Origin of the sequence: Desulfovibrio sp. 7SRBS1 (genome assembly GCF_049723905.1) — a bacterium.
GTDB lineage: Bacteria > Desulfobacterota > Desulfovibrionia > Desulfovibrionales > Desulfovibrionaceae.
The window spans coordinates 88,505-110,051 of the sequence record NZ_JBJKFD010000001.1 but is presented as its reverse complement, the minus strand read 5'-3'; the positions used below and the strand labels follow the sequence as shown (position 1 = coordinate 110,051).

Genomic DNA, 21,547 nt, shown 5'->3' with positions numbered 1-21,547 from the left:
CGAAAAAAACTTTACCGCCCCAACGAATTCCAAGGCAGGCCCAAAGTAGGCCCAAAGTAGGCCCCAAGTAGGCCCCAAGTAGGCATGGTCCCGCAACCCGCATCATCCTGTGCGACGGCCATGCCTGCTTACTCCCCTTCCGCCCTCCCCAATCTCCGCGCACGGAAACAAAGACGTTTTTCCTTTCCGCCCCCCCTGTATTGCAACAGGGAAAGCGTGTATCCAGACAGAGGCTTCTGTAAGATTGCACCGGCACACCAGCCCGTATGGATAAGGAGAAGAGATGCAGCAGACATCGAAATTCGCGTATGTCGTGGCAGGCGTGGCCGCCATGGGCGGCCTGCTTTTCGGGTTCGACACGGGTGTCATATCCGGAGCGTTGCTGTTCATCCGCCAGGAGTTCGCCCTGAGCGCACTGCAACAGGAAATCGTGGTCAGCGCCGTTCTGATAGGAGCCATGCTGGGAGCGTTTTTCTCCGGCCAGGTAACTGACCGATTCGGCAGAAAAAAAGTCGTTCTGATCACAGCCCTTGTCTTTGCCTTCGGCACCATTTGGGCGGCCATGGCTCAAAACATGATCGGACTCGCCTACGGACGCCTTGTCCTCGGCATGGCAATCGGCGTGGCCTCGTTCTGCGTGCCGCTGTATATTTCCGAAATATCTCCGCCAGCCATGCGGGGGGCACTTGTCTCGCTGAACCAGCTGATGATCACCATCGGCATCCTGGTCTCCTACTTTGTGGATGATGCCTGCGCCCGTTTGGGGCTGGGCTGGCGCGTCATGTTTCTGTGCGGCGTTGTCCCGGCCATAGCATTGTTTGTCGGCATGCTCTTTCTGCCGGAAACTCCCCGCTGGCTCATGTCCAAAAGCCGCGACGCCGAGGCCATGAACGTGCTGAAAAAACTCCTGCCCTCAGACGAAGCCGCGGCAGAAGCCGCCATGATACGCCAAACCATGGGCGAGGCAGAAAACCAGGGAACGCTACGCGACCTGCTTGCCCCCTGGCTGCGCCCGGCCCTCATCATCGGCGTCGGCATCATGCTCATCCAACAGGCCACGGGCATCAACACGGTCATCTACTACGCCCCCACCATCTTCCAGATGGCCGGGTTCACGTCGGAAATTTCGGCCATTACCGCCACGGTCAGCGTTGGCATCATCAATGTGCTCTTCACCATTGTATCGATTCGGCTCATCGACAGACTTGGGCGCAAGCCGCTGCTTTCGTTCGGCCTTCTGGGCATGAGCGCCAGCCTGGTGGTCCTGGGCGGCGCCTTCTTTTTTGAGACACAGCTGGGTGGTCTGCTCAAGTGGATCGCCATCGGCAGCATGTTGGCCTACATCGCATGTTTCGCCATCAGCCTGGGCCCCATTGCCTGGCTGCTCATCTCCGAAATTTATCCCACCACCATCCGGGGCAAGGCCATGAGTGTGGCAACACTGTCCAACTGGGGTTTCAACTTTGTGGTGGCAATGACCTTCCTGTCCATCACGGAAACGCTTGGCAAGCCTGGAGCATTCTGGCTGTACGCCTTGGTCGGAGTGGCCGGTTGGGTCTTCTGCCGAAGATATGTGCCGGAGACCAGGGGAGTGACCTTGGAAGCAATAGAGCACAATCTCAAGACCGGGGTTCCCGCAAAAGACCTGGGAAAGGTGTAAAATCGAGGCGGCCGAAGCAGCCTCAAAACGCTTTCCCCTGCAACAACAAAGGCCTCCGGATTTTTTCCAGGAGGCCCTTGTTGATTGAAAAGGTACGATAGCGTTGCCGGGTCAGACTTCTCCCGACACTTGAAACTCCCGCATGAATTTGCGGTCGATGTAGTCCTTGAGTTTCATTGCCAGGCCATGGCGCAGGGAAAAACCATGTTTGGACAAGATTGCCGTACCGTCGCCCAGGTTGAAGAGCAGCAGGTAGTCGGGTGTTCCCGGATCAAAAGTCTGTAAGGGGCGCCTATCCAAAGCCGCCAGAAGGTTATGCGTCAGTACAGGATTTTCCCGGACCGCATACACGCCGACCTTGTCCAATGGCGACGGCTGAAAATCGATGCAGTCTCCGCCGCCGAAGATCTCGGCATGGGAAACACTTTGCAGATGCTCGTTGACCAGCACTCCCCCGCCCGGCCCACAGTCCAGACCGGAGTCGGCCAGCACTTCCGGCATGCTCACCCCCACAGCCAGGATGCCCACATGAAAGGCGATGCGGGAACCATCCGAAAGCACAGCCTGGTTGGTATTGAAACGATCCAGACGGACGCCTTCCAAAATTCTGGCCCCCCGTCTGGACAGATTGTCCAGGGCAAGCCTACGGATACGGGAAGGAAAGCGCCCCATGAACCGGCTGCCAGCAACCACGCTGACCACGACAGGTCCGCCGTGCTCTTCGGCCAGTCCGAGAATATTGCCCGCACACTCCAGCCCGGCGGGACCACCGCCAACAACCAGTACCTGCAGGGGAATGCCTTTGTGGATGAATTCGAGGATCTTCTGCCGGGCCGCGACCAATTCCTGGATGGGTTTGACGGCGAACAGGTTGTCCGCATCTTCGGCACCGGGGAAATTGAGGGGAACGCGGCTTCCGACGTTCAGAGAGAGTACGTCGTAGGACAAATCCTGTCCGTCTTTCAGGACAACGCGCCGGGAGTCCGGCTCGATACGCTCAACCGCTCCCCGCACGAATTGCCCGCCTCTGTCCTGCACCATGCGGGCCACATGAAAACGAACATCTTCAGCCCGGTACATGCCACCCAGCAGTCCCGGCCCCATTCCGGAGTAGTAGTGGTACTCGTCCGGACTTACCAAAATAACTTCGTGCCCAACCCGTGTGAATTGCTCCAAACCCTTCATTGCGGACATGTGGACGTGCCCGCCGCCCGCCAGAACAAGACGCTTGCCCATGAGACCTCCCACTTTGAGGGCGGGAAAAAAACTCGTAAAAGTCTGTTCTATTTATCGGCGCAGGGGCCGAGATCGGCAATATCGTAATCCCGCAGCAGGTCGTCCAAAGTTACTTCCGCCAGCGTGTTGTACATGGCATTGGCGGCCCGCACCCACACGTCCCGGGTAGGACAATGTTCCGCACGTTCGCACCTTTCTTCGTCGACACCGCAGTCCACCAACGTGGTTCCGCCTTCAAGCACTCGTACGATGTCCCCAACGGTAATTTCACTTGGTGGGCGGGAAAGAGAATGGCCCCCTTTGGGGCCGCGCTTGCTGTTGACCAATCCGGCGGCCTTGAGCTCGCGGACCAGTTTTTCCAGATACTTGACTGAGAGGTTTTGTCGCCGGGCTATCTCGTTCACACGAACAGGTCCGTCCTGCCCATGGTAGGCGATATCGAGCATCATTCTCGTGCCGTAACGACTGCGAGTTGTCATCCGCATATAACTGTCTCCACTATGGGTACGGCATGGGAAGCATTCGGCAATACAAAAATCGCAAAATAAACGGACCGTTTTAGCTGTCCATTCCGTACAAACATTGTTCAAATCAAGAAGTGTTCAATCCCCTAGAATCGACTCTACCCCGCAACCGTGGGTGAGGCAAGCCCGGCCAGCAATACTCCACGATTTTGCATCGTTTTTTGCAAGCAGATGCAGAGCAAATTTCAAAAACAAGACTCCACCAGTAAGATCATCCCGAAAGAGACATGCCGACGCACCCTTTTCTGCAAAAGAATGAGCCCCCACAGAAGAAGCATCATGGAAAATGTCTCCCGTTTTCCCTCTATGCGAAAAAAAAAGAGGCGGCATGTATTTCTGCCGCCTCGGGAATGCTTCACCCACACCATGCGAAAACATGGCTGTATTTTGTCCCAACCCGATTGCAACTCTTACAATCTGATCAACCCAAGCTTGCGAAGTTCGGATAAAATCACGGCCTCATCAATGGGCTTGACCATATACGATGTTGCGCCGCCCAGAAAAAACGCATTATGCGTTTCCTCGTTGTCGTCGAGCACTGTGGTTATTACCACTTTGACTCCGTTATCCTCATCCACGCCGTTTTCTTTCTCTATGGCGCGGATTTCACGCAGAGCCTTGTGCCCGTCGATTTCAGGCATAACAATATCCAGACAAATAAGGTCGTACGGCTTTTCCTCGGAGATGGCCCGCCGAAAGGCAAAAATAGCTTCATCTCCATTTACCGCAGTATCGCAGTACATGTAGGGATGCAGAATTTCCTGCAAATAGCTGCGGCAGTAAAAATCGTCATCAACGATCAGTGCACGCATATCAGCAACTCCAAAGCCGTTGAATGGAGGATTGAAAACTGTCTCTGATTCATAGTATGGACTTATTGTCTCTCAAAATCAACCAGCAATCAAGACACCTATTAAATTCACGATCAAAACAAAAGCATATTTTTTGCTGCCTGTCGGCCTCACAAATCTGCAAAGTCCCATCCCGCAGGTTCCAAGCCTTTGACTGACCATTCAAACCAAAGCGGATAAATTCTTTGAATAAGAGTACCGAACTCTCCACAGTATTCAATTATATTTATCAAATGTGAACCGAATTTCCGGTTACATCCACGTCACAAAGAGTACTCTTCCCCCTGTTGCACAGCAAAACAATCCAAGGTGGAATTCCGGGCTCCAAGCAAGGATTTGCACTTGGCGACCATGCAGTCCATTCCGTGGTCATCCCTGTCCTGATTATGATGAAAAAGTCCGAACCGCTCAACACCTGCCGCCAAAGCGAGTTCCACCGCATCAGAATACAGGGAATGGCCCCACCCTTTGGTTCGGGTGTAATCATCCTCATCGTACTCTGCATCGTGCAGCAGCAGTTGCGCCCCTGCGCAAAACGCGACGTACTCTTCGAAGTTCCGCCCTCCTCTATGGTGCTGGCCCAGCTCATTGTCCGTAAGGAAGACGAACACCCGTCCTTCCTCCTCGAAACGATAGCCAAGCCCCATATTGGGGTGGTTCAGGGCAATGCTGCTTATATTAAGGGAACCGACACAGATCTCTTCCAGACAGGCCGGCTCGTAGGATACATTCGCGGCAATATCTTTGAAAGGCACGGGAAAATAAGGTGGGGCCATTGTTTTAGCCAAAAGCGTTTCCATATTTCCCTGGGCAAGGGGGCAGCCATGCACGCTTATTTTCGCGTTGTGGTGATAAATCGGCTTGAAAAAAGGGAACCCGAGAATGTGATCCCAATGGGAGTGGGTGAACAGCATGGTGCACTCCAACCGCCCCTCCAGCAGCATTCTGTTTCCCACGCTCCGTATGCCTGTTCCCGCGTCCACAATGACGGTCTCGCCGGACGCCGCGACAACCTCGATACAGGTCGTATCGCCTCCGTACTTCAGGTATTCCCGGCCCGAGACAGGAATGGAGCCTCGCGCGCCCCAACAGCGAATCAACATGGAACAGACTCCCTGCAAACATGTCTACCCGTGGACGCAACATCATCACCGGCTTACTTATGCCCGGTATTTTTGCTGCTGTGGATACCTTATACGATATTTCACACCGCATCACAAACAGTTCACCGCGCGGGGAAAGTTTTGATTGCAGGCTGTATCTATTGAGGAAGATTTGAAAACATTCAGGGCAGACGCAGCCTGTCGAGATCCTTGGGAACAACAAAAGGATCGGTGCTCCGTGCCATCTGAAACAGCGGACTATGGCGACGGCGCGAACGGCGCACCAGAACAAGGTGCTCGCTGCCGATGGGGTCGTAGTTCAACACCACGGAGCCGGTCGGATTATTCAAGACATCGAGCACCAGCCCCTGGCTCAGGCGCTGCATGTCCACCACCCGGTCCACATTCAGATCCATGGGAAAATGTCGGTTCATGTACCGCAGGGATTTATCCACCCTGCGGCCGGATAGGTAGAGACTTCCCTGGTATACACGCTTTTTAACGAGAAACGGCAGACGGGATTGATTCAGGGCATCCAAAAGGCAAAAGTCGGCCTCGTGCAGTGGCGAGCGGAAAAGACGCTTGGCTTCCAGCCTGTCCCAGGTAAGGTATCTGTCGGCCTGCATCTCCGCATACACATGCGTGGTGCGCCCGCGCAACTTGACCCGATACAGCACGTTGGGAACATAATAATTATGAGCGGCCACATCCGCGGCAAGGTGTGCCATGTAGCCCAGGGCATAGGCACGAAGCCTGGGCTGTTCCGAACAATTGAGCAATGCCAGCCCCGTACTCCAATTGTGGCTGTGCCTGCGCTTGGGGCGGCTCCCCTTGCCAATGAAAATATCTGCCGATAGGCTGCCGTACAGAAAAGCCTCCCTGTTTTCGGTCAAAAGAGAGGCGAGTCCGGGAGCCAGCAGGGACAAATTGTCCAGAATGAAGTTGGCCGTCACCATATGCATGCCCGGCCCCCAGGCCAGGGCCGGTTCCGGCAGCGCCAGAAAAACAAACACAAGGGCCGCAATCGCCCATCCCATGAGAACCACTCCTTATCTTTTCAAATACACCGGACAAGCATACCGGCCGTTGGCCCCAGTCACCCTGGGCAAATATCAGTCACGCCCGGGCGCACCTCATAACCTAGTCATCCGACGGGCCATGGTAAACCCAAATTCCTCTTGCGGGATTCAACAGATGCCTTACATCAAAGAATAGAGTAAGACAGGACGCTCAAAGGAGAGTGAGAATCCATGAAAACGATTCAAGATACGGTTGCAGCCCTTGGAGAACGCCTGCTGCAAAAAAAATGGCTGTTGGCCACAGCCGAATCCTGTACCGGCGGTTTGATCGGCCATTGCCTGACAAATGCGTCCGGGTCGTCCGGTTGGTTCGCAGGTGGCATCATAAGCTACAGCAACGAAATCAAGATGCGGCTGCTGGGCGTGGCCCCGGAAACACTGGCCTCCCAGGGAGCCGTCAGTGAAGAAACGGTCCAGGCCATGGTCTCGGGCGCACGCACGGTTTTCACCTGTCAGGCTGCCGTCGCAGTCAGTGGGATAGCCGGTCCCACAGGAGGCACCCCGGACAAACCCGTGGGGACAGTCTGGATGGCCGCTTCCGTCCCAGGCGCGCAGGCTACGGAACTGCACCACTTTTCCGGCGATAGAGATGCCGTGAAGATGCAGACGGCCCAGGCCGCCCTGGAACTTTTGCTCAAGCTGTGCAAATAGGGTTTCTCCATTTTGTTGGTACAATTTTCCTTTTTTTATGATACACCTACAGCACTGTTTATCTGCAACATTTGCCAAGGAAGCATGAAATGGGCACCTCGACGGACACCCCGAAAAAAGATGTGATAGACAAGGAATGGCTCGAGCGCATGGCATCGACCCGCAAGGACTTCGTCAAACGCATGTTCTCTGTTTTCATCGCCGAGGAGCCAAAGCGGCTGGAAAAGGTCAAGACGGCACTTGAAATCAATGACTTTGCCGAACTGAAATTCCTGGCGCATTCCATCAAAGGGGCCGCCTCCACTTTGGGTGCCGAGCCCACCAGGGCTGCGGCAGCGGCCCTCGAAATTGCTGCACGGGACGAAAATTCGGCAGAATCGCAGAACTGTTACAGCCTGCTTGATGAGAATCTCACCAGTCTGGTCAATTTCATGCAGAATTTCATCGACAAGGAATAAACCACTTTTCATTGCATTGTTCGCCCAAAACAATCGGCGGCACGGAAGATTCTCCGTACCGCCGTTTTTTTGTGATGTGTGCCGCTTGCTATGCTGCTTTCTGCCTCATATTTCCCCCCCATATATAAGGGGGGGAAAATGCCGTCTACAAAGGACCCGGCATTCCCAAGGGCAGGAACCTATCCTTGCCGCAGCTTGTCAATGAGCTCCCCAAGCTGCCCGGCCAACCGCGTCAGATGGGAGATGGCAGCCTCGGCCTGTTGCATACCGGATGCGGTTTCCCCCGAGACTTGGTTGATATCCTCGATGGTCCGGGTGATCTCTTCGCTGGCCGAAGATTGCTCCTCGCTGGCCGTGGCAATGGACTGCACCTGGCCCGCCATTTCGTCGACGATTTCCACAATCTCACGCAGAGCTTCGCCGGACTTCTGAGCCAAATCCGTGCTTGTTACCACCGAAGCAGCCGCGGATTGCGAAGCCTTCAGGCTGTTCTCCGTACCCGTCTGGATGTTGGAGATGGCCGTTGCCACTTCCTTGGTCGCGTTCATGGTCTTTTCCGCCAGCTTGCGCACTTCGTCCGCCACAACTGCGAACCCGCGCCCGGCATCACCGGCACGGGCTGCCTCAATGGCTGCATTCAGGGCCAGCAGGTTGGTCTGGTCGGCAATATCCTCAATAACATTAATTATCTGCCCGATACCTTGCGCCTGTTGTCCAAGGTCTCCCATGAACTCGGACAACCGAGTCGTGGTATTTTCAACTTCGCCAATGGCCTTGATGGCGTTGTTCACTACTTCCTCGCCCGTGAATGCCTTACTCTTGGCCTGCTCGGAATTCTCTGCCGCACTGGAAGCGTTCTTTGCCACTTCCAGAACAGTGGCGTTCATCTCTTCCATGGCCGTGGCTGTTTCGGAGGTGCGCTCACTTTGGCGCTGCGAACCGGAATTTGCCTCTGCCACCACTGCCGCAAGCTGCTGCGAGGAGGAGACCAGGCCTTCCACGACTTCCTCAAGCATATCCGCAGCTTCACGCAACCCTGCGGAACGGGCTTCCAAAGCTTCCTGACGTGCCTCTTCCGCGGCTTCCATGCTCTCGCGGGCCTTTTCAGCCTCCACCTCGGCCTGGGCGCTCTTGTCCTTGGCCTCGCCGATGTACTGCTTGAGAGACTCCACCATGGCCTGGATAGCGTCCTTCAGGGTCAGCATCTCGTCGCCGAAACTTCCCGCGGGCTTCGCGTCCAAATCTCCATCGGCAACATGGGAGGCAAACCCCACAATCCTGGTCAGCGGGCTCACCAACAGTCTCCTGAACATGAAGATGAACATTATTATGATGACCACCATAATTCCCAGCCCAACCAGTCCGGCAGAAGTCAACAGGGAGTTCAGCTCGCTGTTGAAGTGTGCGTTCTCACGCTGGACCGCAGTCTGAACTTCATCGACGTAAACGCCCATGCCGATAATCCAGCCCCAGGGCTTGAAGAGCTGTACGTACGACACCTTAGGAAATAATTCGCTGCTCCCCGGCTTGTTCCACCAGTAATCCACATATCCATGTCCGTCCTTGCGGGCGATCTCGGTCATCTCGGAAAAGAGGCGCTTCCCCTTCTTATCCTGATAATTGGCCACAGACGTGCCGTTAAGCTTCGGAGCAGTGGGATGCATCACCATTTTGGTATCAAGGTTGGTAACCCAGAAGTAGTTTCCATCGTTAAGGCGCATGTTGGCAATCTGCTTGAGGGCCTCGGCCTTCATCTCCGCTTCGATGTCTTCCGCCCAGGCACCTGTTCCAACCAACCACCCAAGGTCGGGAAGATAGCGGAAATAAGCCACCTTGGGCTTGGGGACGTCCTCCCCGGGCTTCGGCCACGCGTAGGTGAGCATTCCCTTGCCATCCTTCATACCGATGCGGACCATCTCCACGGCAAAAGGCTTGCCGTTCTTGTCTTTGGCCGGTTCCGTCCCTTCCAAATCCGGCCGGGCCGGGTGTACAACCAGCGATCCGGTCTTGTCTTCCACAAAAAGATAATTGCCGTTGTCGAAACGCGCGTTGCGGACAAAAACCTTTAAGTCGGCACGCACCTGTTGTTCGCCAAGGCGTCCTGCGTTGTCTCGGTAATACGCCTCCAGCTGATTGCTCATGGCGTCTACGACCTTTTCAAGCTCGTCAGCCTTGGCCTGTTGAAGCTTCTCCAGATCCTGGCTGTTCTTGTAATAGGTTTCCGCAGTTACATAGGCGAGCTGAACCAGCTCCTGAAGCTGCTCCTTCTCCTTGTCGAAAATGAACGCACCTGTCTCCTCGGCCCTTTTTGCTGCAAAATCCTTCAGGTTGAACGTCAAAAAGCCGAGGGCGACAGCCCCTTGCAACGAGAGCGCGAACACGACCAGCGCTATCATCTTTGCAGCGATACTCTTTCTCATGGTTTCATCCCCCGGTGACTGCCTATTAAAACAAATTCTTTTTAGACTATATAAGTATGAATAGTCCTCAATACTGCCAGGTCAAGATTTTCACGTTATAACTTCATGAAAATATAACATACACTTTTCCATTCAAACGTCGATCAAGATTATTCTGCGGAACGATAACAAATACGACACTTCTATGGTATTATTTCTATACTGCTCCCCCATAAGACAAGCTACAGGCCAACAAACCGAGGCTCGGTTTGGAGCTACGTCACTGTTTTCCACATAACAAACCAGCATGTTGGGAAAAAATTTTGCAAGAGAATGCCGATAAGAAAGCCTGGCGGCAACGACCACATTGGTTCAGGGCGAGGCACATCACTCCCAATAAAAAAACGTTTCCATGTGCGAGGAGGCCTGAATACTCCTTGCACATGGAAACGTTTTTTTGGGGAGGGCTCAATCCCTCATCTGTGCGCTCTTTCCAAGGCCATATGCCATGAAACATCCTGGCGCATAACAAAAAGGCGCGAACCCTGTATGGACTCGCGCCTTTAAAGGAAACCGGACACCCGAAAATAACCGTTACCGCTGCTCCCTTTCGGGCCTGACGGGATTGGCGGCATTCTCGCCGCCCGGCTTCCTTGAAAAAACGGAGCGCGTTGCGCTCCGTTTTGATTTCATGGCGGAGAGGGAGAGATTCGAACTCTCGGTACCGTTCCCGGTACACACGATTTCCAATCGTGCCCCTTCGGCCAGCTCGGGCACCTCTCCGCGAAACGAGGGGCAGATTTAAACTATCCGCGTATGCTTGGCAAGCACTATTAAAGAAAAAAATGAAATTTTTCTGATTTTTTTTTTATTCAAGAGAAACTTCCTACGGAAATCCCCCCTTTTTCATGGTCAAAATAAATGACCGAGTGCTTGAGATCCTTCCGAACAGGCATGCCCTTCCCGTACAGCGTAATGTCGGTTCCGGCATGGATAACCTTGCTGACCCGAATGCGGGCGTTCATCCGCCGACAGATATCGTCCTTGTCCGCCTCTATGGCGTGCTCCACCTCGGCCAACTTGCGTTCGGCCCGCACCTTGATCTGGATAAGCTTGGCCATGACCTCCCGCTTGCTCTCCGGAGTTTTGGCCAACAGCTCGCCCGGGTCTTCATCCCCCACAACCTTGCCTATCTTTTCAAGAACAGCCTGCAGGTTCTTCTTTTCCGTACGCAGTTCTTCGTTGTGTTTCAGGTTGCAGCCCACATTGACGGTTGAAACAACGCCGAGGTGCGACCCTATTTCCTTGGCCTCCACCCCCATGATGCTCCGGATATCGCCCCCAAGAATCTTGCCCTTGCTTCCCGCCGCCAAAACCCGCCCGTTGCAAAACAAACGAGAGTTGACGATCTCGTTGGTTATGATGATGTCGCCCCGTGCCTGGAGCACGGCATTGGCCGCAAACATGGCGCTGATATTTCCCCCGGCCTTGACCAGGCCCTTATCCATCATGGTGATGCCGCCGCGAACTTCGATGTCGCCCTTGGCACTGACCTGCGCTCCTTCTATGGAGCCGTGCACCACGATGTTCCCAGCGCTTTCCACAATGAATCCTTCACGGATGGAGCCGCGGATCACCACGGAGCCCTTATCCATGCGCACGTTGCCCGTGGAAAAACTGATGTCGCCGGCAATCTCGCAAACTTCCGAAACCGCTATGACCGTATCGCTGATGACCAACATGCCCGAAGTAAGAGCATGGAAAACCAGCCCGTCCTCACTCACGTCGATGTTCTCGCCCGCTTTGAAGGCCAAGGCCTTCCCATCCCTGGCGGGGATACTGTTGCCAAAAACATCCATTCCTGGAACACCACTGTTCTGAGCCGTAATCCGCCCCAGGAAATCCCCCTCGGCAACAGAACGCACAATGCCCCGTTCGGAATAATCCACGCTGCCGTCTTCCAAAACCTTTCCGGCAGTAAGGCCTGAAGTGAAAGGACTTTCGAAAAACGCATCGCCGCCATGCACCGGGGTACGTCCCCGGCAGGCGACAACCTTGATGGGTCTTTTCTCAAACTCGGCCCGGACCAAAGCATCGGCCACAGCCTGTTTGTCCACCTTTGCCACAATCTTCATGGGCACGGTCAGGGCGGCAACACGGTCCGGGGTTATTTTTCTGCCCAACGCGTCACGGTCAAAGACGACAACTTCAACCTGAAGCGCATCTTTAGACACGGCTAACAACGGCTTGAGACGGACCTTCCCCCCCTCTACCTGCAGCAAGCCGTATTCAGTGGCCGTAAGCATGCCCTTTTCATCAACGGTAAGGCCCGAACCTTCCTCAACGGTCAGTTCTTTTGGAGAAGAAATTTTTTTGGGAGGAATCCGGCCTCCGGTAACCGTAAAACCCACAGACGGTTGGACACCAGGAACAAGTTGGCCGATGGAATCGCCACGAAAAAAAGGAAGGGAAAGCTTACCCGCAGGACGAATGGTTCCATCCTGTGGCTCAACTGCCGGCTCGCCTTTGGCCACGACCGTACCGTCGGGGTTTTGGCCTGCCTGATGCAGCATGATGGCCTTGGTGATGCCGTCATGGTCTATACCGTCGGTACAACCAGCCTCATCCAGGGCCTGCATAAGATGTTCTACACCCAATGCCCCTGCATCCATAACCGTATCGGAAACTACCGCACGCATCTCGTCGTCATCAATTCTGACTCGGATCATGCAGCCTCCGTCAGGAAAAATACAAAAGAGTCCCCGCGTATAAAAAACGCGCAGGGTTCAAAGCAGTAACTTGTCACATCCCCTCCTGTGCAAGCCGTATGCAGCACCAAACAAACCACGGCGCTTATCGAATAATCTACGATAATGGTTGCGCCATTCTCATTACAAGGTCAAGCTATAATCTGATGCAGTGCCGGACGCACCGCGCTCGAGTACGAGCCCTTGCCAAGAAGCCCGCGAACGGGCAAATTTCTGCCGACACAGACACGCGGACATTTTTTTCACACGATCCGCCTCGACAATACGGAAACATAGACGTTACCAGAAGCTATGCACTTACTGGAGGTAAACCATGCCACGATTTATTCTTCTGTCGGTTATATGCTGCCTGCTGGCCGCCTGCTCCTCGAGTTCCGAGCGCGGACCGTTGTGGCAGCCTGATACCTACTCCCTGGAAATGGTGTCCTCGGGGGTACAGACCGAAACGGCAAGTATGGAAGTGGGAGACTATCTCGTGCTGAAAGTCCGCGATCCGATCAATGACGGATTTGCCCTTGCCAAACCCGAGTTTGATGAGACCCGTCTGGCTCTGGAAAGCTTCCGCTACATTCCCCCGGCAGAAAAAGCTGTTTTTGGCGCGTTTGGAAGATATGTCTATTCCTTTACCGCTCTCAAAGCCGGGAAGACAACAATCTTCATGTACAAGTACAATCCCCTGAAAGACCCCAAAGACGAAGTGGAAAGCATTCCCTACAAGCAGGCGGACGTAACGGTTACTGCTCCCTAAAATGATGCCCTGCCTGCCGTTGCCCTGCCTGTTGCCTTACCAGTTGCGCTCCAGGCGCAGAAGCAACCACGACAGCGGGGTTGGCAACGTGTAAACCCCAAAATCCCAAAGGCCGTCACCATCCCCATGGTGGCGGCTTTTGCTTCTTCAATACAACATACGGCCTGCCCCAAACAGCCCACCAAGCCGCTCCAGGCGCTCCCCCGCTCTCTACTCTCCCAAATCCGCCCCTTGCAAAAGAGATATTCACGCCATCCCCGGCAAGACCATGTCTCTCACTGCGCGCACCGCAGGTGGGCATGCGCCCAAAAAGCCCTCCCCTCCCACACGGTTCCCAGCGAAAGAGAGAACTGCGGCGGCGAAATCCATACGTTGTGTGCAGATTTTTCAGAAAAGTCGGCATGCCGACCTTACGGCTAGGGGCTACAGGCTTCACACCTGCGCGACTGTCTGCCCGGCAAAGAGATTCCCTCTGCATCCAAGGTAACAGGGCAACACACAGCAACGCGCATAAAAAAGGCCTCGGAAAAAAGCGGGAGGCAAGTGACGGAGGGTACAAAAAAAGCCGCTCAACGTGCGGCAGGAGAAGGGAAAATCTATCGACTCAAAAAAAAAACCTTCGCCCGAAGGATAACCTCCGGACGAAGGGGGCTGTGATGCGCCAGCTTGGCGCATGACAGGAGGGGGTTGGGGATTTTCTAGCAAAGCCCCTGGAGAAAATCCAGTAAAAAACACAAAAAAAAAGCCACAGCTTAAAAAAAGCTGTACCATACTAATTTCTTTGTTATTTTTACGGACTTCCGTTGCGGTGCGACCAGATAAAACAGTTCGCACCGCAACGGTTGCCAAAGAAGGAGCCCGTAATGCCTTTAGAATGCGTACGTGGAGATGCCGTCCGTCTGTACCCCCAGTATGTCATGCACAAGCTCCGGCTTTTCGCCGAACCCTTCGTCATAATATCGCAGGACCTCGCATGTCCCGCGTGACGGCATTCCACGTCTACGCGTGTCGTCTGCCTTGTTCAGGCCACAACAAAAATTTTAACAAAGGCAAGCCGCTATACAGTCATCAAGGTGTTCTTTTGCAGGCACACCTTCCAACGTTCCCCGTACCACTCCAGACAAAAGAAGAATGAAGGAAGGAAAACCCTTTATCCTCCATTTACGCCGTATAGCTCTGGGAAAGCCGCTGTCCGCGATACAGACTTTAATCTTGCTCCCATAATCTTCTGAAACACAGGAAAGAAGTTCGAGCTGCGCTCCAAATTCTTCTCCAGGAGCAAGACAAGCAAGCAACACGGGTCGCGCCTCTGCCAGGACTTCGCGTTCAAGCTCTTCAGTCCCGATTACAGCAGGCATAGCGTTACTCCTGCATCTAATTAGCAAGAGGCATGCCACGAAAGTAAGATTCTACAATTTTAAGAAATATACTATAATTACAGAGTGTTACAAAAAGAAGAGGATACTGCGAGGTTTATGACAATGTGACAAAGTGTATACCGTGGCACACATGTGTGCGCACACTAGTGTGCCATGACACACTAGTGCTCACACAAAAAAACTGTTTATAGGGCGACAATCTCCAACTGGTTTATCTTCCTGTACAAAGTCCGCCGGCTGATGCCCAAAATCCGGGCGGCCTTGGCTTTGTTACCGCCCGCCTTGGTCAAAGCATCCAAAATATCCTGCCGTGAAGCTGCGTGGGTATTGGAGGCCGATTTTTCCAACGGCACGGCCTGCTGTCCCCCCTGCCCGAGTTCCGAAGGAAGATCGCCAAACTCTATCTGCTCTCCGTGGCAAAGAATGCAGGCATGCTCCATGGCGTGCTTCAGCTCTCGAACGTTCCCAGGCCAGCCGTAGCGAAGAAACAACGACAACACGTCGTCCGAGACCCCGATGATGTGCTTTTTGAATTCCTTGCGGTACATGCCCAGGAAATGCTCCACCAGCAGAGGAATATCTTCCTTGCGCTCCCGCAAAGGGGGCAGTGGCAACGTTACCACCTTGAGTCGGTAATAGAGATCCTCACGGAAGACACCTTCCCGCACCTTCTGCATCAGGTCCACGTTGGTGGCTGCCACCACACGCACATCCGCATAATAGGTCTTGTTGTCGCCGACCCGCTCGAATTCTTTCCGCTCGAGCCCGCGCAACAGCTTCAGCTGAATACGAGGGGAAATATCGCCGATTTCATCAAGGAAGATTGTGCCCTTCTCCGCAGCCTGAAACCGGCCCACCTTGTCCTGCACTGCCCCGGTAAAAGACCCGCGCACATGGCCGAAAAGTTCACTTTCCAGAAGGTTTTCCGACAATGCGGAGCAGTTCACCTTGACCAGAGGCCCATTGGCCCTCGGCCCCATATAGTGCAGCGCATCGACTATAAGCTCTTTACCCGTGCCGGACTCGCCGTTGACCAGAACCGTGGTATCCACCTCGGCCAGCTGCTCCAGAAGATCATAGACATTCTGCATTTTTTCGCTTTTGCCCACGATATTCTGAAAACGATTGCGCTCCACAAGCTTCTGCTCCAATTGGGCCAGACGGCTGATATCGCGCATCACGAGGACCGCTCCGGAAAACTTGTCCATGGTGTCTTTGAGCGGCGAACAATTGAGAACCATGACCGTGCTGCCCTTCCCCGCCCGGCATTCGATACGCTGCTCCTTGACCGGCTTCCGGGTTTTAAGGGTCTTGCTCACCACTTCGCAGCACAATTCCCCGCACATGGAAAAATCACTGCCACCCAGCATTTTCCGCCCGGGCGAAAGCTTATCCATAAGGGGGCACATTCTGGCGATGGCCTTGTTGTACTCGATGACGTGCATCTCCGTGTCAACCGTGACAATACCGTCCTGAATACTGCGAAAAATGGCTTCCAGGTTGAGGCGTATGGCTTCCTTTTCGCTGGTGACCTGCAACAGGGCTTCCTCGACGATTTTCCGGGTGGAAATGTCACGCCCCACACAAAGAAACTGGTCCGGCTTGCCGCTTTCGTCGAACAAACAGCGAAAATTCCACTGCTGCCAGCGCACCTTGCCGCCCCCGCTGTGCGAACGAAATTCCAGGGTAGCCATGGGGCGCTGCGTTTCCAGCGACTTGAGATGCCGCTGTACCGACTGCAGATCCTCATTCGCTATCAGGGAAAAGAAAGGGAGCCCGGGGGCGCTGTCCAGCCCCAGGTTGTAATACCTCAGAAACGCGGCGTTGACGAAACGCAGGTTGCCGTCCGGATCAATGGTGCAGATAAGCTCGCTCTGGTATTGCACCAGTTCGCGGTAAAAACTTTCGCGCTCGCTGAGGTTCCGGGCCAGTTTTCTGGCCGCGGTCATGTCGTTGAGAAAAAGCACCAGGCGTATGTGCCCGTCCTGGGTAAGACGACAAAGGGAGCCCCGATAGTAGCGCTGCCCCATGTTTACACTGAACTCCAAGGGAGTATTCCCGCCCCAGGCTTGTTCCACCTTGGACCCGAGAAGTTCCCCCAATTCGCCGGGAACGGCCTGATACAAAGACAGGCCCTTCATCTCGGCTGCGGGTTTATTGACCCAACGCAAGGCCGAATCATTGGCCGAAAGAATTTGTCCCTGGTCGTTCAGGAGGAAACAAAAGTCCCGTAGATCGCACAAAGAAAATTCATCGCCGTCCAGGGAGTCCACTTCATGGAATGGCAGAGCGGACAACTCCTGCATAAGATCGAGTCCGGCCTGCTCATCCCGAGCCTTGTTCTCCTTTTCCGTTGAGGAAAAAGAATGTTCCTGTTCACCCATTCGCGCCGCGTCGGCAACGGTTTTCCGTTCCAAACCCCCACTCCCCCTTTACTCGCCAATAATCTTTACCAGCACTCTTTTTTTTCTACGTCCGTCGAACTCGCCATAAAAAATACGTTCCCACGTTCCGAAATCCAGCCGTCCTTCGGTAATGGCAACCACGACTTCCCGTCCCATGATCTGCCGTTTCATGTGGGCATCGGCATTGTCCTCTCCCACATTATGGCGGTACTGCTCCACGGGTGCGTGCGGGGCAAGGCGTTCCAGCCACTTGTCATAGTCGTGATGCAGCCCGGATTCGTCGTCATTTATGAATACGGATGCCGTGATGTGCATGGCATTGACCAGACACAGCCCTTCCCGGATACCGGATTCGCGCAGGCAATCTTCCACATCGGGAGTAATATTGATGAAAGCCCGACGACCGGGCACCTCGAACCAGAGTTCCTTTCTGAACGATTTCATGTTTCCCCCCGGCAGGTTGTTCACGCTGCAACAGCCCGGTGTCTGCAAATTTTGAATGGTCGGTAGCGGCTTGGCAAGAGATTTCGCGGAGGCATCCAGCTGTATGGTTCAGCCGGATGTCGATTTTGCAAACACCGCACTGCCAAGATACGTTTCAAGAGCACGGTGCAGTTCACTCTTGGCAATGGGTTTGTGCAAAATGCCGTCGAAGCCCGCGTTCTCGCATTTTTTGCGGTAGCCCCCCACTTCATGGGCGGTAAGGGCCACAATGGGAATGCGCCCGTTCCCGTTTTCTTTCAGGCGTATGGCCTGCACGGCCTCAAGGCCATCCATGACAGGCATCTCCAGATCCATCAAGATCAAATCATACCGGCCGGGCGCAAAAATATCCAGGGCCTTCCGCCCATTCTCGGCAAAGTCCAGCTGGAGTGAAACGTCCTTGAGAAAAAGCCGCATCAGCTCCCTGTTCGGTTCGTTGTCCTCAACAATGAGGACCCGGTTTGTTGTTTTGTTAACCTGGAGAGGATGGGCCGGACCAAGGGCGTGGGCATGTTCCAGAGCTTTTACAAACCCCGCAAGCAGCACGGGCTTGCACAGGACGGCAAGCCCCATGCGCAAAGACATTTCCTTGAACCGCGCCCCCTCGTTCTCGCAGCAAAGGCAGAGTATGGCGGGGCGCATGCTCTCGGGAATTTTTTCCAGTTCTTCGCTGAGGGTGTGGGAGATATCGCGCTGGAAACCACTGTCCAAAACAATGGTCGTCACTTTGTCCCCTTCCCGCTGCAAGAATTCCAGGGAGTCGGCCAGCCCGCTCAACACATCACGCTCCCGCACGGAAGTACCCCAGTCGTCGAACATTTTGCGAATGCTCTGCCGCAACGATGCGTTGGGACTGACGATCAGGGCAACGCCATCCATGGCAATTTGTGGAACCCTCGCTTCCGCTTCTGCCGCCACCTCCATGGGATCGGCAATGGGCAGCGGCAATTGGACGTCAAACACCGTTCCCTTCCCCACCTCACTGCGTACGGTGATCTTTCCGTGCATTATCGTTACCAGACGTTGGGCAATTGCCAGTCCCAGGCCGGTTCCACCGTACTTTCTGGTGGTTGAACTGTCGGCCTGGGTAAAGCTGTCAAAGATATCAACCAATTTTTCCTCGGGGATGCCCACCCCCGTATCGCTTATCTGCAATCCCAGAATCTGTGCTCCCGGCGTCGACTCCAGCACACTCACTTTGAGGACGATCTCCCCCCCATCCGTGAACTTGACCGAGTTGCTCACCAGATTGGTCATAACCTGACGCAAACGTGTGGAATCCCCCTTGTGGGCAGGAGCGACATCCATATCCACATCCGCAATCAATTCCACGCCTTTGCCATGGGCGGCATGACCAAAAATGGAGCAGACCTCTTCGACCTCATGGCGCAGGTCAAAGGGTTCCCGCTCCAGCACGATCTGACCAGCCTCTATTTTGGAAAAATCCAGGATGTCGTTGATGATATTCATCAGCACCGCGCCGGAGGAACTGAAGATTTTCACATATTGGACCTGGTCGTCCCTCAGCCCGGTGTCCTCCAGCAGTTCCGCCATACCCAGGATTGCATTCATGGGAGTACGGATTTCATGGCTCATGCGGGCCAGAAACTCGCTTTTGGCGAGGTTGGCCTGCTTTGCCTGGTGGTTGGCTTTCTCAAGCTCATCCACGGTCTGGTGCAGCTCCGCCAGCGTTTTCTGCAGTTCGCTTTGCGCTTTTTCCTTTTCCACCACTTCCTGGCGCAACTTGAGGTTCGACTCGGTAAGGTCTGCGGTTCGCTTGTTGACCTTCCGTTCCAACCCTTCGTACATTTCCTTGAGCCTGGCGCTCATCTGGTCAAAGGAATCGGCAAGATCACCGAGTTCATCCTTCCTTCCCATGACGCAGGAGCGAACAAATTCCCCCCGTCCCATGCTTTCCGCTGCCGCAGCCAGGGTCAGCACGGGAGAGACGATGATCCTTCCCAAAAAGACATGCAGCATCAGGGCGACCACCAGCAGTGCCGCCACAAAGGCTGCGGAAAGCTTGAGACTTTCGGCCTGAATGTCGGCCAGGACCGGTTTGAGCGTAATGCCTATTTCCACCCACCCCAGCAGCTTTTGCATGGAGTGAATATCGCGCCGCACCACAAGCACATTGGAACCGACCTTGCGGATCTTTTTTTCCGAAAGCGAGGAAGAGATGATGTTGTTGGCTTGGATGAAGGAGTCGCCGTTTTCGTCGAAAATTTCGCAGTAAACAACGTCTGGGGAAAGCTCGGCCACCAGGGCCAGCTTTTCAAGGTGGTAAAAACTGTATTTTTCAATGGGGGTTACACTGGCACTGGCCACCAGCTCCGCCACGCGGCCAGCCCGCGACCGAAGCCCGTCAAGAAGCTGCCTACGTTGTTTATCTATTATCCCGATGCCAAGAACAAAGAATATCACAGCCAATATGACCATGATTCCCAAAGTGATCTTAAACCGCAACCGGGAGTAACGATTCATTATGCCGCCCGTAGGCTGTCAGCTGATTTGGCGGACCAGATGCGCCGGCACCGGACGAGTGTGCTGTCCACAAAATACGTAGACCTATTTTGCGGAAGACCGCGACCTGAAAAACGTGGTTTTCAGGTTCGCTCACGCCGCCTTTGGCGGTGCATGGTGGGCCATGCCACCATATGACGTGCCGCTCGTTCTACCGCATGTGTAATGATGCGGATTTAACGAATGCGACACTAGTACGCATCCAGCAGATTGGTCACAACAATGGTACCATTCACAATGCCCTGTTTCAATTTCTCGAGTTTTGCCCGCATATCCGGGGAAACCACGTCGCGACTATAGCGCATATCCGTAAGACTGACACCTTTTTCCCGCAGACCGTATTTCTTGCTGCCGGGAACGAATTTTCCGGAAAAAAGCTGGACCATTTCCTCGTAAACGGCTTCATCAAACCGCTTCATCATGCTGGTCAGTACGTGGCCCACGGCCATGGCGTCCTGATTGGAATCCACGCCTATAACGTATTTTCCTTCCCGGCGGGCAGCCTCGATAACTCCGTTCCCGGTCATTCCCGCAACCTGAAATATGACATCGACACCATTATTGTACATTCTGGTGGCGACACGCAGCCCGTCCCACGGTTTTTCAAACCCGGAAAAATCTCCCGGCCCCCCGATAAAAAAACTTTCAACACGCACTTCGGGATTCACCTTCCGCGCCCCCTCGGTGTAGCCGACCAAAAAGGAACGTACCGGGGGGATATCCGTTCCGCCAATATAACCGATAATATGGGTTTGTGTAACCATCGCGGCCAGGGCACCGGCCAGGAAAGCACCTTCGTGCTGTTGAAACCCTATGGATGCGACATTGGGACTATCTGTAATATTCCCTTCGATAACGACAAACTTCTTATCCGGATTGGACGCTGCCAGTCCCCGTGCCAGCGGGTTGTACTGCGCCCCGAGAAGAACGATCACATCACAGTTTTTAGTCAGCTCATCAATGGTCTGGTTGCTGACCATTCCAGGTGAATCGGGTTCCGCAATCATGAGCTCAAAACCGAATCTGCGTTGTGCCTTGCGCAGGCCCTTGTAGGTCATGTCGCTGAAGGATTCATCGCCCAACCCCGCAGCGCCAGTAATGAACCCCACGGTGTGAGGCTTCGCAACAGCTAACGTAGCTAACAAGAATACCATGCATAAGGCGAAGAATATGTGGCGAAGCATGGACAGATTCATACTTGCTTTCAACTCCGCTGTCACCAGCAGAGCGGGAAAAATATTAAATTATCACGCTATATTTACTGAAGAAACTGCACGCTC

Annotated in this window: 16 protein-coding genes, 1 tRNA gene and 1 other RNA gene; 4 read left to right on the top strand and 14 right to left on the bottom strand. The window is 54.2% G+C overall.

Features of this window, described 5'->3' with window-relative positions:
- The first annotated feature begins 283 nt into the window (after positions 1-283).
- Entirely contained in the window at positions 284-1,660 is a 1,377-nt protein-coding gene (locus tag ACI0FJ_RS00580; RefSeq protein WP_424297907.1) for a sugar porter family MFS transporter, read from the top strand.
- A gap of 111 nt (positions 1,661-1,771) precedes the next feature.
- On the opposite strand, the gene ACI0FJ_RS00575 is transcribed toward ACI0FJ_RS00580, so the two are convergent.
- The 5 genes from ACI0FJ_RS00575 to ACI0FJ_RS00555 form a co-directional block, all read right to left on the bottom strand.
- A complete protein-coding gene (locus ACI0FJ_RS00575; RefSeq protein WP_424297906.1) occupies positions 1,772-2,896 on the bottom strand; it encodes an NAD(P)/FAD-dependent oxidoreductase in 1,125 nt (374 codons plus the stop codon).
- A 47-nt stretch (positions 2,897-2,943) separates the two neighbouring features.
- Positions 2,944-3,381 (bottom strand): RrF2 family transcriptional regulator, encoded by a 438-nt coding sequence (locus ACI0FJ_RS00570; RefSeq protein ID WP_424297905.1) that lies wholly within the window; start codon positions 3,379-3,381, stop codon positions 2,944-2,946.
- Between the two features lie 449 nt (positions 3,382-3,830).
- Positions 3,831-4,232 (bottom strand): response regulator, encoded by a 402-nt coding sequence (locus tag ACI0FJ_RS00565; RefSeq protein ID WP_424297904.1) that lies wholly within the window; start codon positions 4,230-4,232, stop codon positions 3,831-3,833.
- Positions 4,233-4,534: 302 nt separating this feature from the next.
- Complete coding sequence (locus ACI0FJ_RS00560) at positions 4,535-5,374, bottom strand: MBL fold metallo-hydrolase (RefSeq protein ID WP_424297903.1); 840 nt, start codon at positions 5,372-5,374, stop codon at positions 4,535-4,537.
- A gap of 182 nt (positions 5,375-5,556) precedes the next feature.
- Positions 5,557-6,411, bottom strand: coding sequence for a zinc dependent phospholipase C family protein (locus tag ACI0FJ_RS00555; RefSeq protein WP_424297902.1), 855 nt, complete (start codon positions 6,409-6,411; stop codon positions 5,557-5,559).
- A 213-nt stretch (positions 6,412-6,624) separates the two neighbouring features.
- On the opposite strand from ACI0FJ_RS00555, the gene ACI0FJ_RS00550 reads away from it, so the two are divergent.
- Positions 6,625-7,104, top strand: a complete 480-nt coding sequence (locus tag ACI0FJ_RS00550; protein WP_424297901.1) for a CinA family protein — start codon at positions 6,625-6,627, stop codon at positions 7,102-7,104.
- Between the two features lie 89 nt (positions 7,105-7,193).
- A complete protein-coding gene (locus ACI0FJ_RS00545; protein WP_424297900.1) occupies positions 7,194-7,562 on the top strand; it encodes an Hpt domain-containing protein in 369 nt (122 codons plus the stop codon).
- Positions 7,563-7,741: 179 nt separating this feature from the next.
- Here the strand turns inward: ACI0FJ_RS00545 and ACI0FJ_RS00540 are convergent, their stop codons facing one another.
- The 4 genes from ACI0FJ_RS00540 to ACI0FJ_RS00525 all read right to left on the bottom strand — a co-directional run bounded on the left by ACI0FJ_RS00540 (position 7,742) and on the right by ACI0FJ_RS00525 (position 12,690).
- The gene (locus ACI0FJ_RS00540; RefSeq protein ID WP_424297899.1) at positions 7,742-9,982 is read right to left on the bottom strand and encodes a methyl-accepting chemotaxis protein; all 2,241 of its coding nucleotides are present in this window, start codon (positions 9,980-9,982) and stop codon (positions 7,742-7,744) included.
- 540 nt (positions 9,983-10,522) lie between these two features.
- An RNA gene (ffs, locus tag ACI0FJ_RS00535) (signal recognition particle sRNA small type) lies at positions 10,523-10,618 on the bottom strand.
- A 35-nt stretch (positions 10,619-10,653) separates the two neighbouring features.
- Positions 10,654-10,744, bottom strand: a tRNA-Ser gene (locus tag ACI0FJ_RS00530).
- A gap of 89 nt (positions 10,745-10,833) precedes the next feature.
- Positions 10,834-12,690 (bottom strand): FapA family protein, encoded by a 1,857-nt coding sequence (locus tag ACI0FJ_RS00525; RefSeq protein ID WP_424297898.1) that lies wholly within the window; start codon positions 12,688-12,690, stop codon positions 10,834-10,836.
- A 352-nt stretch (positions 12,691-13,042) separates the two neighbouring features.
- On the opposite strand from ACI0FJ_RS00525, the gene ACI0FJ_RS00520 reads away from it, so the two are divergent.
- Positions 13,043-13,477 (top strand): protease inhibitor I42 family protein, encoded by a 435-nt coding sequence (locus ACI0FJ_RS00520; RefSeq protein ID WP_424297897.1) that lies wholly within the window; start codon positions 13,043-13,045, stop codon positions 13,475-13,477.
- A 1,040-nt stretch (positions 13,478-14,517) separates the two neighbouring features.
- Here the strand turns inward: ACI0FJ_RS00520 and ACI0FJ_RS00515 are convergent.
- From ACI0FJ_RS00515 to ACI0FJ_RS00495, 5 genes are all read right to left on the bottom strand, one after another.
- On the bottom strand, positions 14,518-14,835 hold the full coding sequence (locus ACI0FJ_RS00515; RefSeq protein WP_424297896.1) for a hypothetical protein: 318 nt from the start codon (positions 14,833-14,835) through the stop codon (positions 14,518-14,520).
- A gap of 206 nt (positions 14,836-15,041) precedes the next feature.
- Complete coding sequence (locus ACI0FJ_RS00510; protein WP_424297895.1) at positions 15,042-17,273, bottom strand: sigma 54-interacting transcriptional regulator; 2,232 nt, start codon at positions 17,271-17,273, stop codon at positions 15,042-15,044.
- A 15-nt stretch (positions 17,274-17,288) separates the two neighbouring features.
- Positions 17,289-17,705 (bottom strand): secondary thiamine-phosphate synthase enzyme YjbQ, encoded by a 417-nt coding sequence (locus tag ACI0FJ_RS00505; protein WP_424297894.1) that lies wholly within the window; start codon positions 17,703-17,705, stop codon positions 17,289-17,291.
- A gap of 108 nt (positions 17,706-17,813) precedes the next feature.
- Positions 17,814-20,228, bottom strand: a complete 2,415-nt coding sequence (locus ACI0FJ_RS00500) for an ATP-binding protein (protein WP_424297893.1) — start codon at positions 20,226-20,228, stop codon at positions 17,814-17,816.
- Between the two features lie 230 nt (positions 20,229-20,458).
- The gene (locus tag ACI0FJ_RS00495) at positions 20,459-21,376 is read right to left on the bottom strand and encodes a BMP family lipoprotein (protein ID WP_424297892.1); all 918 of its coding nucleotides are present in this window, start codon (positions 21,374-21,376) and stop codon (positions 20,459-20,461) included.
- Between the last annotated feature and the right edge of the window lie 171 nt (positions 21,377-21,547).